This window comes from Candidatus Uabimicrobium amorphum, assembly GCF_009002475.1.
Lineage (GTDB): Bacteria > Planctomycetota > Uabimicrobiia > Uabimicrobiales > Uabimicrobiaceae > Uabimicrobium > Uabimicrobium amorphum.
On the sequence record NZ_AP019860.1, the window covers coordinates 6,819,910 to 6,834,914 of the forward strand.

General features: G+C 38.2%; 10 protein-coding genes. 3 read left to right on the forward strand and 7 right to left on the reverse strand.

Annotated elements, in window-relative coordinates:
* Positions 1 to 39: 39 nt before the first annotated feature.
* On the reverse strand, positions 40 to 2,079 hold the full coding sequence (locus UABAM_RS24105; RefSeq protein WP_151970553.1) for an AAA family ATPase: 2,040 nt from the start codon (positions 2,077 to 2,079) through the stop codon (positions 40 to 42).
* Between the two features lie 154 nt (positions 2,080 to 2,233).
* Complete coding sequence (locus tag UABAM_RS24110) at positions 2,234 to 2,875, reverse strand: DJ-1/PfpI family protein (RefSeq protein ID WP_151970554.1); 642 nt, start codon at positions 2,873 to 2,875, stop codon at positions 2,234 to 2,236.
* Positions 2,876 to 2,979: 104 nt separating this feature from the next.
* On the opposite strand from UABAM_RS24110, the gene UABAM_RS24115 reads away from it, so the two are divergent.
* Entirely contained in the window at positions 2,980 to 3,849 is an 870-nt protein-coding gene (locus UABAM_RS24115; protein ID WP_151970555.1) for a LysR family transcriptional regulator, read from the forward strand.
* Positions 3,850 to 4,048: 199 nt separating this feature from the next.
* Here UABAM_RS24115 and UABAM_RS24120 read toward each other — a convergent pair whose 3' ends face one another.
* The 3 genes from UABAM_RS24120 to UABAM_RS24130 all read right to left on the reverse strand — a co-directional run bounded on the left by UABAM_RS24120 (position 4,049) and on the right by UABAM_RS24130 (position 10,047).
* On the reverse strand, positions 4,049 to 4,891 hold the full coding sequence (locus UABAM_RS24120; protein ID WP_151970556.1) for a hypothetical protein: 843 nt from the start codon (positions 4,889 to 4,891) through the stop codon (positions 4,049 to 4,051).
* Positions 4,892 to 5,125: 234 nt separating this feature from the next.
* On the reverse strand, positions 5,126 to 9,100 hold the full coding sequence (locus UABAM_RS24125; protein WP_151970557.1) for a serine/threonine-protein kinase: 3,975 nt from the start codon (positions 9,098 to 9,100) through the stop codon (positions 5,126 to 5,128).
* A 104-nt stretch (positions 9,101 to 9,204) separates the two neighbouring features.
* Positions 9,205 to 10,047: a ubiquitin family protein gene (locus tag UABAM_RS24130; RefSeq protein ID WP_151970558.1), complete on the reverse strand. Its 843-nt coding sequence runs from the start codon at positions 10,045 to 10,047 to the stop codon at positions 9,205 to 9,207.
* A 145-nt stretch (positions 10,048 to 10,192) separates the two neighbouring features.
* Here UABAM_RS24130 and UABAM_RS24135 point away from each other — a divergent pair, with 145 nt between their 5' ends.
* Together UABAM_RS24135 and UABAM_RS24140 are read left to right on the forward strand one after the other, a co-directional pair.
* Entirely contained in the window at positions 10,193 to 11,290 is a 1,098-nt protein-coding gene (locus UABAM_RS24135) for a DUF1624 domain-containing protein (protein ID WP_151970559.1), read from the forward strand.
* 10 nt (positions 11,291 to 11,300) lie between these two features.
* Positions 11,301 to 11,957: a hypothetical protein gene (locus UABAM_RS24140; RefSeq protein WP_151970560.1), complete on the forward strand. Its 657-nt coding sequence runs from the start codon at positions 11,301 to 11,303 to the stop codon at positions 11,955 to 11,957.
* Positions 11,958 to 11,964: 7 nt separating this feature from the next.
* On the opposite strand, the gene UABAM_RS24145 is transcribed toward UABAM_RS24140, so the two are convergent.
* Positions 11,965 to 12,693: a leucine-rich repeat domain-containing protein gene (locus tag UABAM_RS24145; protein ID WP_173013542.1), complete on the reverse strand. Its 729-nt coding sequence runs from the start codon at positions 12,691 to 12,693 to the stop codon at positions 11,965 to 11,967.
* A gap of 2 nt (positions 12,694 to 12,695) precedes the next feature.
* On the reverse strand, positions 12,696 to 14,942 hold the full coding sequence (locus UABAM_RS24150) for a serine/threonine-protein kinase (RefSeq protein WP_173013543.1): 2,247 nt from the start codon (positions 14,940 to 14,942) through the stop codon (positions 12,696 to 12,698).
* Between the last annotated feature and the right edge of the window lie 63 nt (positions 14,943 to 15,005).

The following is a 15,005-nucleotide window of genomic DNA, read 5'->3' on the forward strand; positions in this document are numbered from 1 at the left end:
CCCTACCTGCTGTAAATAAGATTTTGGGAAATGGATTCTTTATTTTTTTTCCGTACAATATTTATTGTATACGGTGCTAAACTCTTGTAGTCTTTGATTTAATCGAATAAGTTTTTCTTCACTGGTTTGTATCTTAGACTTCAATTCAAATATGCTTTGTTTTTTATCAAGAATTTCCCAATTTCGTTTATCTTGAGCTACTAAAAATTGCTCATATTGCTCTTTTTTGTTTTTCCACTCACGTTCTATTGTTTTTAATTGTTTTTGCATTTTTTTCTGACGCTTTTTGGCAATGTTCACTAATTTGATGGCCTCGCTAAGAACGTGCAAATTCATTTTTTGTAATTTTTGCACTTTTTGGCGCAGCAAATTTTCAAATTTTTTCAATTGTGCCTGAGGTCCTTTTTTCTTTAGTTTTTGAACTTGCTCTGCTAGTTGTTGAAGCTCTTTTAACATGGGATAGTATTCGCTTTTTAAAAGCGTATTGTAGTTTCGTACTTCGTTCATAAGTGGATCTATTTTTTTATCTACTTCTGTTCCTAGAGCAAACATGAAGGCTTCAAAGACAATCGAATATCTACCTCCTGGATGAGGAATGATCATGGTCGCCAGATTTGCAATACCCACTAAACCAAATCCTACGCGAGCAATTGCAAGTTTGCGTGCTTTCATATAGGCGATGGAAAATTCATTGTCCACTTCTCCATCGGACCAACTATCTGTCTTTCCTCGATGAAATCGAGGGAGAAATGTCTGTAAAAATTCTAGTTTGTTTTCTCGTGTTTTTGCCGAATTTTTATAATTTCCTAATGCAATAAAGGCTCTTTCTGCTTGCGTCATACAACGCGTCAATACCATATTCAGTCTGTTTGCTTCTTGTTGTTGTTTGCGCAACTCCTGAATAGCTTTTGCCGTCTTCTCTACAGCGGTTTGTAACTTTTCTTTTTGCTGTTTTAAAGATTCTTTTTGTTGTTGAAGTTTTTGCGCATCCTCATCGGAAAAACGCGGAGGAATTTTTATTGTCGTCAGTTGTTCCTTACATAAGCGTACTTCTCTATGTAAAGTAGCGATTTGCGCCTCTATCTTTTTTATTTCACTTTGTAAAAGATGGCATTGATCGGAAATATTAGAGATAACGATGTCTAATGAAGCGTTATTCGCCGTGCTTTTGTCATCACCCATTACGGGAAAATCAACTTGGGCGATCAGAGTAATATTCTGCTCACAAAATTGTGCGTATGCTTTAGGAAATTGCAATCTTATCTTATTATAGTTAATAGGCGTTATTTTAAAGTCTTTGCTTTTCGCACCTTGAATTTGATACTTCACATTTAAGTGTAATGGCTTTTGTTTTCCATCTTTTATTTCAAATGTTTCATAGACGACTTCATCTTCCCACTTAACCGCCTTAGGGCCCACAATTTCAAATCTTTTTTGTACCTTGTTATCTATTTTACCATCAAGATGAACGGCAACATTTGCAAGTCCCCATGATTCATCGTGAACGCCTTGCAAATCAATGCCAGAGAATTGAAACATAACGGAGTCTTCTGTGTGAGAAAAAGTATACTTCAATCGGTACACAGAATCTGCGGGATGTCTTTTACCGCCATAGCGAAAAACATATCCCAGTGTATTGTTTTCGGAAGCACCACTGCGCGCAATATTTTTTCCTCCAGGATAGTTTTGTGGAAAAGCTTGTATCCCGCTATTGGAAAATGTTGTATGCAATAATGTCGGCCCATCTTTTACACTTAGCTCCCAAATGTCAGGCCCCCATTCCTTAGAGTTACCATCCCACGAAGACATGATGAAAAGTTCAAAAGAAATGGTCACTTGTGAATGGGGAGGAAGATCATTTAAACTAAGCGTTACTCCATTTTTGGAGAACTGGCCAAGAAATTTTCGACCACTGGGAGTAGTGCTAGTTTTTGCACTTGACCATTCTGGTCCTACTTTCCCTTCAAAAGTCTTCGTGTAGGCCCATGTTTGGTTTTCGCGATCAGAAGCTTGACTGTATACCGCTATACAAATAGCAAATGCACAACTGCATATGAGTTTTAAAAATTTTGAGGGCATTGTACTTTCCTTATATTTGACTTTAGTTACTAACAGTGTAAAAATTATCGCAAGTAAGAAAATGTAAACAATGTTAATTGTCTCTATAATTTTTAGCAAAAATGATGCCAGATAAAGAAAAGCCCGTCATTGAGTAGCCCCATACAAAAGTTGTCTACTTTGCCATTTCTGCGGAGATCGTTTTTGCGAAAAGTAATGCCGATGATTGGTCTCGGGCCGTGATAAAATTGCCATCCACAACAACATGAGGCTTACTAAGATCTCCGGTAGAATACTTTACCTGTCCCATAAATTCTAAAGCTCCCGCCACTTTTTTGTATCCTGTTATGTTGCGACCTTTTGCAACAGGAACTCCCTTTCCATCTAAGTTGTTGACAAATGCCAACAACCCCGCAGCAGCGCAAATCAAAGCTAGTTTTTTGTTCTTCTTGATGGCAGTGGTCACTATTTTGTGAACGTCTCCATTGGGGAAAAAATCCTCCCATGCTCCGTTGCCACCGACAAAGATGATCACATCATATTTGTTAACATCTACTTTAGAAAAAATAACATCAGGGATGACCATTGGATATTGATCAATGTAGCGTTGATCTGGAGCTAGAGGAATATCAAACTTAGCAGCTACCTCGACATGGTACTTTTTTTCATCAAAGTATTTTCGTGGTTGAAAGTATTCGACAGGTTGAAATCCATGTGGAACACACATAAGAACACTTTTGGGAATCTTTTTTAGTTGTTCCTCTTTTTCCGCATAGATGCAAAGAATGGATAAAATTAGAATAAGTAGGTTGCGCATTTTTTTTCCTTTCTGTTTTTTCTTGCATTATACGACGGCTTTGACATAATTCAAATTTTACATTTTTATATTCGCTATAAATTTTCGTTATACCAGAGGGCGCCATGGATTTTGATTTAAACCTTCTTCTTTGCTTTAAAGTTGTCGCACAAAAAAAGTCGATATCAAAAGCGGCAGAGGTACTTTGTATAACACAACCAGCAGTGAGTACACAGATAAAAAAACTAGAAGCGCAACTACAAATACAGCTTTTTGAAAGGCATAATCGCGGTTTAGTTCTGACACAGCCGGGAAGATATTTGTTGGGGGAAGTGATTAAATGGGAAACTGTTTTAAACGATGCTGTGCAAGAAACGCGTAACCTGCACAATGGAATTGGTGGTACCATTCGCATTGGTACTTATTCGACAATCTCTTCACATCTCCTGCCAGCAAAAATCAAAACTTTTTGCACTCAATTTCCACAAGTTACTTTTACTTTCGAGTACGGCACTACCAAAGAAATTATGCAACGTGTAAGTGTGCATGAATTAGATTGTGCGATTTTATGCGATGTTGTTCCGCATCCAAATTTACAGCAAACGATGTTTTTTCGCGATGAGATGTTGCTTGTGGCAAAGAAGTCGTTGAAATACAGCACGAAAAAACAAAATACGTGGAATCTGTTATCCTATCCGCATCGTCAGGAAGATTGCTTTATTCAAGTGCAAAAGCACTACAAATCGCTGTGGAAAAATGCGAACGTTGTCGTAGAATCAGAAAATTTTGAAACCTTAAAGCAGTGCTTACTTCAGGGGCTAGGTGCTTCTTTTATGCCGCATTACATCATTCAAGACAAGAAACACACCTTGGAAATGCTAAAGATGAAAAAGCGCATTGCGATCGAGTTTTTCTTTGTAACTCCGCTTTCTTATGCACGAAAAAGTGTTATGAAATTTCGCGAACATCTTATTACGGAATTCTCTAAAGTATAGTGGTATAAGGTCGCAAAAAGATGATATTATCGTATGTTATAATCGTGCGATTTTACACTCATATGTAAACTATATAACACAATCTAGAAGTATATTTCATAATTCGCTAATTTTGAGCATTCGGTTTTTGCTCTTTCTGAAAAGTTTTGTTTTTCTAAGTTTATAATAGTTAAGTCCATATGCTGCAAGATTATTTATGCTAAGCAAGAAGAATATAAAAAAGTACTGTGCCATGTCCGAAAATGGCTAGTCCAGGAACGAGGCTGTATAAAATAGTCTCGGCAACATTTGCTTCAAGCTCACCTTTGTCATTTACACGTGGATTTCCTGGAAGATGGTCGACAACAATGGATTGATTGGGACGAAGCGGATGGTACAAAATTGCCTCTTCGTTATTTGAAAAGATATGTCTCAAGTGGGTTTTGGCGATCGCTTGTTGTGTATTTCCCAAGTCGTCTTTAAACTCAAAGGTATACTTGTACACACGCTGTTTATTTACACGCATGCTTGTCGCTTCCGTATCGATCAGTTTTCCAGTCGTTTCATTTCCGTTGGTGACCAGAAAAATACTTTTCTTGCCGCGAAGTATACTAAAAAATATAAAAATAAGACCAATCATAGGAACAATACTTAACCCCCATGCGATGGTAAAGGGTATTCCACGGTAAACTCCTCTAGTGTGTATTTCCGACCACTGCGGGTTTTTGATAAAGTGGTATACCACCACCTTGTGTCCTACGTCGTGTTTTTGGTTGCTTAATGCGCTCCCGCGATGCACCGTGCCATCGATATTCATTTCGTAGCTGTAGCGGAATGAATCGCGTTCGGCAACCACGCCAGTGACGGTACCTAGTGACTCGATGGGTTGTTCAAAGAACTTATGGTATTCAAGATAGTCAGCATTAATCCCAAAAACCCACACTTGGATCATGCCAAAACCAAAAAAGAACCACCCCAATTGATTGAAAAAACCGCCAAATAAAAGGTTTAACCGCAGTCCCCATGAAACATCTCTTGGGGGGTTTTTTAGTTTTTTATTCATTTTTTCGTCTCAACAATTTGTAGTGGATGTATTGTTAATGGAAAGCTTTATAAAAAGCAGTGCTATGTCATAATAATTTCTTATGCAAATTTTTCAAAGAGGTTTTCTGAAAATTTTTTCAACATGGATTTTACTGGTTTATTGCTAACTGCTGTGACATTTCCGATACTCCTGGACTTCGGTGTAAACTTTAGTGTGTTTGGCGAGCTCGTAGATGTTAGCAAATCACATCGATTATTTCCGGAAAATCTTACGCAACAACTGTTCGTCTAAGTGTGAAAACTCATCATATCTGATAACCTTAGAATACAACAACTTGTTTTTGCTAAGTAAACGCGCTTCTTTTAGTAAAATAAACGCATTTTGTGGGTTTTCCTTTGCGCAGCAGCGGGCGAGGTCAAGAACAAAAGAAGCTTTTTTATTGTTTTGCAATAGCTGCAAGAGTATATTTGTGGCCACGGAATAGGATTGCATTTTTATAGCCACAGTCGCTGTTTTTCGAAGCTGTTCTTGCAAAATGTTCAATTTTTTCTCAGGAATGACTTTCGTAAAGTGGACATCTAAAAATTTTCGCAGTTCCGCCTTCATATCTAAGCGAGCATACAATATTGCCAGCTCACATTTTTGCAGAAAGGTATCGTTGCTGTGAGCAATCGATTTCTTGTAGTACTCTATTGCTTGTGAGTAGAGTTTTTCATATGTGTGAAGAATAGCAAGAAGGTGTGACGTTTCGTTTAAGTGCATTAGTTGGTCGGAGTAGAACAGCCCTTTCCTTATATCTGTCGCCTGTTTTGTTTTTAACAATGCGTCAAATGTCTCTAAATAAATTTTTTGATAGGCGTCTATATCGTAAAAGCGAAAACGATATTCTTTAGGCATTCTCTCCATAATTTGCCCCTGTACAATAGAGGCAAAAGCGTTGGCAACACCTCTTTGCGTTACGTGGTTTGCTTTTTGCGCTTGGGCAAATATTTGTGGCCATTCATCTGAGGAACTACACGATATTTTTACTAACTGTGCGGCAATGCGTAAGTCATCATGTGATGAGTTTATGTATTTCTGAGCAATTTTGTCGCGCTTTTGTCGCGAAATTTTATAGCGGGGCAAGAAAGAAGCGCGGCGCATACCTGCGAGGATAAAAACCTGGACTCTTGGATCTTTTTCTTTTTTTAGGTTTTGTGGAGACTGATATCCTAAAAGAGCCGCGTTGTTCGCAAGCATGCCACGAAATCGCGGGTCTGGATCACTTAACCATTTGTGCATTTTATTTTCTAGTACTCTAATTTTTTGCAAAATTTTCCACATATCACCGCTGTGCAAACTTTGGAAAAAGTAAAATAGAAATGCCAGACTTCTCATCGAAAGAGAGTAACGATCACTGTCTATAACTTTTAGAAAAATAGGATGATCTGCATCAAGAAAAGAAAGGGTGAGCAAAGCGGTGTGTTGTATTTGTAAATTAGAATGTTTTACAAGTTCGACTAGTTTTTCTCTGTAGCCGGGTATTTTATACCTAAAAGGATAACGCATGGCCAGAAGTTGTATTTGCTCATTGTCGTTGTCTAAAGAGTCTAATAGAAATTTTCTGTGAGAAAACGGTTGTGTGTAACGCTTTTTTCTAGCGCGAGTTTCATTATGGAACGATTTCCACAACGCATTGTAAGCACACAATCGGAAAATAAGTTTAAGATTTTTTTGCTGTGCGCACCACTCTAATGTTTTTTTTACCTCTTCTTTACGCGGCAACTTGAGATTTTTATAAACAAGTAGGGTTGCGGCATATACTTTGACAGCTATGTTGTTGTCTTGTCGCATTTCACGAAATAAAATCTCATTATTTTTGGCGTTATGGATAATTAAGAAGCGTAAAAAAGGGTCCAAAGAAGCTGTTTCATTTACCTTTGGTATTGGTTGCGAAAAATTGTTTTCATTTAAAACAATTGCCGCGATGAGAGCCCCTATACGATCTTCTTTGCTTTTGCTCATCGTTTTTAACACATTCATGCGTAAATTTTTTAGTAAATACTGAGCTGCCAGATAACGGTGAATTACCTTTTGTTTGTGGTCTTGAAAAATTTGTAAAATCATAGATTTTTCAGAAAATAAACTCCGATAAAGGTCGCTATTTTTATACAAAGAAAGTTGTGCCAACCGATAATATAATGCTTGCTTTTGCTCGGAAAGTTTGCGCCGGTAGATCATTTTCCATATACCTTGCACTTTGTTTCTTTTTTCCGGAGAAAGTGGCTTTATATATTCCGTTACTATTGGTTCAAGATCGGTATGGCGTAGTGAAAATAAGGCTTGAATGGACGTCTGTTGTGACTTTGTTGAAGAAGAACTTAAGATTTTTAAAAATATTTTGGGATTTCCTGTTTTACTTTGTAGATGATTCCATACAGAGTAGACTTCTTTATTGTCTTGTAGTACCTGCTGTAAATAAAATTTATGAATATCTACAGGCCGATAGTGAAATATATCTCCGGTTGACTTGATCAAATGTATGCTATTCTGCCAGTTGAGAAGTGGATAATAATGATTGATTTCCAAAATACCACTTATGGCATTCCAGTTCTGCGGGTCAAGGTCCATTGCCTTTAGGAAGTTGTTATTTGCTGTAATGTATTTTTTTTGCAAATACAAAATTTTTGCATATTCCGTAAAAAAATAGCTATTGTCAGGTTGTAAATCCAAGCATTTTTTCCAAAAAGTGCAAGAGCGTTCGAACTGGTCAACTTTCGCATAGCATTTTGCCATCATTTCGTATATCTCAGCACTAAAAATTTTCTCATAGATTTTTTGCAGATGAGGAAGCGCTAAAGAATATTTTTCTTGGTAGAAAAGACTTTTTCCCAGATAAAAGGGGTGATATTTTGTATTGTATTTGCTAGTATCAACTTGCTGTAGCATTTGTACCGCTTGCGCATAATTTCCTTCATAAAAATTTAACCGCCCTAAATAGTGACAAACCTCATCGCGTACATATGGATTTTGTCTTACTTTTTCCCAGTATTTTTTCGCTTTGGTGAAATCTTTCTCTTGGAAAAACATCTTTCCCATACTCATAGAAACAAAATCGCTATTTTTATCTACAAGCGCTAACATGGCTTTGGCTTTTTCGTGCATATTTAAATCAATATATGTTGCAAAGAGTAATTCCTGTAGTTCAGCGTTTGGTTTTTTGGTACTGTTTTCTAAAATTTCCCGAGCTTCTTGAAATAAACCTTCTTTGCGTAGATTCTGCACATTGGTGATGTAGTCCTCACTTGTTAAGGTAATGTGAATATTTGTTTGCTGCCGTTGTGAAAAGAATGTTAGATAAATTCCCAAACAAAAAAACATTAGAACAAAAACCATGGCGATATTTTTCCACAAAGGGGCCTTGCGCTTGGTTCGCGAAATGGATTTTCCGCGTAAAAAGCGTTCTAAATCGCGTGCCATCAAGTCAGCCTGTTGATAGCGATGTTCCTTTTTTTTCTCCATCGCTTTGAGACATATATTTTCCAAAGAAACAGGGATTTGTTTATTCTTTTTTCGTGGTGCGGTAACTGGTGCTTCGATAATTTTACAAAAAAGTTCCACAAGTGAACCAGCGCTATAGGGCTTTTCGTACGTCAATAGCTCGTACAGAATCACTCCCAACGCATATATATCACTTCGGTAGTCAATATTTTCCAATTTACCTTGCGCTTGCTCTGGTGACATATAAAATGGTGTTCCCAAAACTTGTGCACTTTTTGTCAGATCACCCTCACAGTCAATGGCTTTTGCTAAGCCAAAATCCATGATATACGGTTCTTTGCTTTCACCTAGCAGAATATTCTGAGGTTTTAAATCGCGGTGAATGATACCCTCGTTGTGCACAACATGAATCGCACGGGCAACTTTGGACATTATTTTGGCCATTTCGCGAAAACTCAACTTGTGCGTCTGTGAATATTTTGCCAAATCCTGACCTGCGATATACTCCATCGAATAAAAATAACGACCAGAAATATTTCCCATTTCGTACAAGCGCACAATATTGGGGTGTTGAATACGTGACATAGAACGCATTTCACGAAAAAAACGTTCTATTGCTTTTGGCGACATTTGTAGTAAGGTTTTTATGGCAACAATGCGTTGGACAGAGTTATCTTTTGCCTTGTAGACAACTCCCATTCCTCCGCGTCCCAGTTCTTCTATTATTTCGTATTTATTATCGTTCATTTTTCACCACAGTTTTAGGACCACTTTTACGGTAAGTCACAATGATTTCATCGTAGTTTCGAGCCGAAATCAAAGCATTTTCATTTTTTTGTTAGGTGTTCGCTCTAAGCAAAAAGAACATAAAAAAGTACGGTGCCATGTCCGAAAATGGCTAGTCCAGGAATGATGCTGTACAAGATAGTCTTGGCAATATGCGCTTCGAATTCACCTTTTTCATTTACACGTGGATTTCCGGGGAGATTGTCGATTAAAATCGATTCACTGGGACGAAGCGGGTGGTACAAAATTACCTCTTCATCATTTTGTAAGATATGTTGCAAGTGTGTTTTTGCGATCGCTTGTTGTGTATTTCCCAAGTCGTCTTTAAACTCAAAGGTGTATTTATACACGCGTTGGTTATTCACGCGCACGTTTGTCGCTTCTTTATTGGTGAGTTTTCCAGTGGTTTCATTGCCGTCGGTGATTAGAAAAATACTTTTCTTACCGCGACGTATGCCAAAAAACACAAAGGTTAGACCAATTAGAGGAAAAATACTTGCTGCCCATGCGATGAAAAATGGTATTCCACCGTTATCCCCCAAATCGTGTATTTGCGACCACTGTGGGTTTTCGCTAAAGTGATGTATCATCACCGTTTCTCCCACGTCGTATTTTTTGTTGCTTAAGGCACTTCCGCGATGCACGGTACCGTCGATGTTCATTTCGTAGTTGCAGCGGAATGAGTCGTCCTCGGCAACCACCGCCGTTACACTTCCTTCTGACTCAATGGGTTGTTCGAAAAACTTGTGGTATTCAAGGTAGTCGGCATTGATCCCAAAAACCCATACGTGGATCATACCAAAGCCAAAAAAGAACCAGCCAAATTGGTTATAAAAACCACCAAATAAAAGATTTAATCGCAGTCCCCGTGAAACATCTCTGGGGGATTTTTTTAGTTTTTTATTCATTTTTTTACCTCAACAATTTGTAGTTGATGTATTATTAATCGAAAGCTTTACAACATAATGGTGCTATGCCATAATAATTTCTTATGCGAATTTTCCAAAAAGGTTTTTCTAAAATTTTTTTAACATTGATTTTACTGGTGCAATCATGCAAACGAAAAACAGACTACTCTCTATCGATTGGTTACGTGGTTTTATTATGATACTCATGACCATCGATCATGCATCTCTAGCATTTAATTCCGGGCGTTTGGTTACGGATTCTATTTTTTTGTATAAAGCAGGAACGGTTCTCGCCGCAGATCAATTTTTTTTACGGTGGATTACTCATATGTGTGCACCTGGCTTCTTGCTATTAGCAGGGGTATCACTAGCATTGAGTACCGAAAAGCGTATTGCCCGCGGTGAATGTCCACGACAAATGGATCGTCATGTGATGAAGCGCGGTGTTTTATTGATTGCTATTGACATATTGTGGATGAGTCTTCTTGTGCGAGGAATTATCCTACAGGTGTTATATGCCATTGGATTTAGTTTTATTTGTATGCCGGCGATACGGCGTTTGTCTAATCGATGGTTATGGGGCATTTCTTTAAGCATCATATTCGGATTGGAAGCTGTCACTGGTTTGCTTTACATGACCACGGGAAGAAATGTGGTTGTTAGTTTATTTTTTTCTGGGGGGATGAGCAAATATTTTCTGGTGATTTACCCGGTATTACCGTGGCTGGCAATGATGATGCTCGGGTGGATTTTAGGGCGTTCATTTCTGAAGAAAGAACAACAGCCTTTCAAACTAATTCTATTAGGTGGTATGGCAGTCTTGGTTTTTGTGATCATACGCTTTTTCAATAGCTACGGAAATTTTTTGTTGTACCGCGATGACTTTTCGATTGTGCAGTGGTTACATGTGAGCAAGTACCCACCAGCTCTTGCTTTTATTTCTTTAGAGTTAGGACTTATTGCTATTTTTCTCGGACTATTTCAATATATAGAGCAGGCACATAAATTTTTCTCTGTACTCTTGAAACCCATACAAGTTTTGGGGCAAACAGCTCTTTTTTACTACATACTGCACATGCACGTACTTGTATGGACGGCACAGGCCATGGGCATGTATCAAACCGAAGGCATAAACACTACGCTTGTGTCTTCATTATGCGTTATCATTGTGTTATTACCATGTTGCTACTTTTACCGAAAATTAAAATCTACGTATCCGAACTCTTGGTTGCGTTACATCTAAGGAGGCATTGATGAAGTCTAGTTACTACAAAGAACGGCATTCTAGGTCAATAAACATACTAAGAGGAGATCTTACCGTAAGCCCTGACCATGCTTTATTCCCCATTTTCCTTACCGTAAGAGCAGAAGATAATAGTAAAGCCATCTCTACCGCTCGCGAGTACTATACCAAGATTGAAAACGATGTGAAACGGCTATTTTCAGACATTACTCTTTCAACGGGTAGTTACCAAGAGCAACATAAAACAAAAGTTTCTGCAAAAGTTTTTAACAAACAAGATAGCGAATATTTACAAGTAGATATTGCTTTTCATCTACGTGTACCATTGTTAGAAGAAGATTTTTGGGAGCGTTCTACGAAAGTCTCTCGCATTCTCGATTGCCTGAAAGTTTGGACGGACAAATACAAAAATCACGGTGATATTCATATTACAACGAATGACCCTGGTTTCGATGTGCGAGACCGCGAAAAATACCGTGAGGAGATTAGCGAAGGCATTTATGAAAAAATGATGAACACCATCACTGTTATCGCCAAAAGAGAACAGAAAAAACCGCGTGTTAAAGAAGTGACAGGTTCTACAGAGATCGAATGCCACGTCATCAATATTTCGAAGGCAATACTTAGCATGCAATTAAATTTTATCGTGGATTTTGTCGACGAGTGATCTTCTATTACTCCCAAGGACTCATGTACGAACTTTTGTAGTTGATACGGCATTTCTTTGGTAGCCATTTTCGTAAGCGTCTTCGGTCATATAATCTGATTTTGTTTTCCGCAAGATTCAGGTATTCTAATGATTGCAAATTGGCAATCTCGCGTGGAATACTTTTTAAATCATTGGTCTCAAGGTCAAGATGTGTAAGCGATGTAAGTTCCGATACCGCTGGTGGAATGTTCTGAAGATAGTTGTCGCAAAGATATAGCTTTTGCAAACACTTCAATTGGCGAATTTCGTCTGGTAGTGTCAATAACAAGTTGTGACCTAAGTCCAAATAACGCAGTGAAGAAAGTTGAGAAATTTCTGTTGGCAATGTATGTATTTTGTTGTGTTGTAAATTCAACTTGACCAAACGCGAAAGTTGACATATTTCTACAGGAAAATGATCGAGTGAATTTAAGCGCAAGTCCAAGTGCGTCAGTAGAGAAAGGCGTGGTAGTTCTCTGTGTAAATTCATTGCGTTTGCGTCGCGCAAGTTTAGTTGGAATTGGTTGGAAAAACTGCATTGATGAAAGTGACAATTGACAATAGCAGAAAATGTAACATCATTGCGAAAACTGCAGTTGTCAAAAATACAATTTTCAATTTTATACTCGACATCTTTCGACAAATAAAATGTACATGCGTGGTATTCGTTGTCGTTGTCTACCGTCTTTAAAGATTTTTGTTTGGTCTTGTGCATCACTAATTTTTGTTGTCTAACTTTTTCTGCGCACTCTTGATCAGTAGCAAATACTTTTTGTCTTTTGCGCCCAGGGCAATGCATTTTTTCCAATAAGCAATCGCCTTTTTATACTTTTTCAGTCTGGAGAAAAGACCACCCATTTCTTCATATCCGGAGACCGATTTGGGAGCTAATCTTATTATTGTATTGTAATTTTGGGCCGCTAGACGATGTTTACCAAGTCTTTCGTATAGTCGTCCTCTGTCAACATAAACGTCTATATTGTTCGGTTTAATCCTTAGAGATCTATTATAATCCGCCAAGGCCTGTTCCAAATTTCCTTGGTAGTGATAGGCACGTCCCCGAGAGTGGTAAGACCAATAATGATTGCCATCTAGGCGAAGAGCTTTATTAAAATCAGCTATCGCTAGCGGATATTGTTTCTTTCGAGAGTATGCAGTGCCTCGATACCAATATGTATTTGGCACCTGTTTACGCGAATTATTCATGATATATGTACAATCACTGATGATCATATCAACGTTTCCTTGGTGATAGCACAACTTGACTCTTTTTTGACGCGCTTCGATGTAGTTAGGCGTTATTTCAATGATGGTAGAGTAGTCGGCTATGGCCAGATCATTTTTACCGTGTATTTCATAAAGATAGGCGCGACTTGCTAAATACGCTCTATTTCGGGGTTCAAGCTCTATGGCTTTATTGTAATCGGCGAGCGCTAAATTATCTTTCTTGATTTGCGTGTAAGCTGCCGCACGGTTGTGATATAACTTGGCGCGTTTGGGATTATACTGAATCGCTTTGTCGTATTCTTTTACACACAAATCATATTGTTTGCGATGAGCGTGTACATATGCTCTTCGTGCATAGCCTTCCCAATACTCCGGACGCATTTTTACGAATTCATCGTAGTCATCCATGGCTAGGTCATATTTTCCTTGTATATGATATAGATATCCTCGCCATTGATACGCAATGTATTCCTTGTATGCAGGTTGTAATTCTATTATTGCGTTAAACTCCACCATAGCTATTTCGTATTTGCGCGCATCGAAGTAGGCAATGCCTTTTTTGTAATGTTGTTCGCAAATTTCACTATAATCGTTATTCGCGTCGTTTTTGGCATTTTCTATTTTATCACTGCCAACAGATGTCGCCGGATCTTGTGTTTGGTTATTTTCCACAGATGTCGCCGGATTTTGTGTTTGGTTATTTTCCACAGGTGTCGCCGGATCTTGTGTTTCGCTATTCTTGACAACTTTCTCTGTTTCACGTACCTTGTTGGAGATATTGGTTTCATTAAAGAATAAAAATTTACCACCAATGAGCAATGAACAAAAGAAAATGGCTGTCACAACTTGTCGTGCAACGCTTTTCTTTTTTTTCCGTTTTTTTGCCCTACGCTGTATATTTTTTTGTTTTTGTAGAAAAGCATTGGGGGAAGACAACATACGCACCATTTCCGATGCAGAAGAAAATCTTTGTGCGGGATCTTTTTGTAGGGCTTTGTCTACAACAGCGGCAACATAATCAAATTCATCTGGCACTACGATGGTAGGTGGCGAAAATTGCACCACTCGTTTCATCGTAGCTGAAACATGTCCATCGTAAAAAGGAGAGTGGTCAGACCACGAAAAAAACTGATATAACAACGCTCCCAATGCAAACACATCGGTATTTTTGGTGGCCTTTATTTTTTCATTAATTTGTTCAGGAGCCATATACTGAGGCGTTCCCACAAGGGCACCTGTGCGCGTTATTTCATCGAGGTCATTTTGTGTAGACTTGGCGATTCCCAGGTCTAAGATCACGGGAGTTAAGTCACTCTTTAGCATTACATTGGCAGGTTTCAAATCGCGATGAATAATTCCATTGTCGTTTAAAACGGCAACGGCAACGCATATTTGTTTGGCAATTTCGAGTTGTTGCTTGAAGTGGATTTTATATTTGTGGTCATAGATGAGTTTTTTTAAGGTAATGCCTTCTATGTACTCCATTACGATAAAAAGTCGTCCTGGTAGCTCAATTAAATCTAGTCCATGTACCAGGTTGGGATGGTGAATCTTGGACATAAAGTAATGTTCACGTCGGATTCTTTCTATTGCTTTTTCGACATGGTCTCCTTGGGGAATACATTCTTTTACCGCAACGAGTTTATTCGTCACGACATCATGGCAAAGATGTACTTGCCCTATTGCCCCACGCCCTAGCAGTTTTTCAAATCTATATCGATTATTAAGCAATTGCATACCATCACCTTGTAAATAGACTTTTATTTTCATCTATGATATATAAAAATAGTGATATATGGA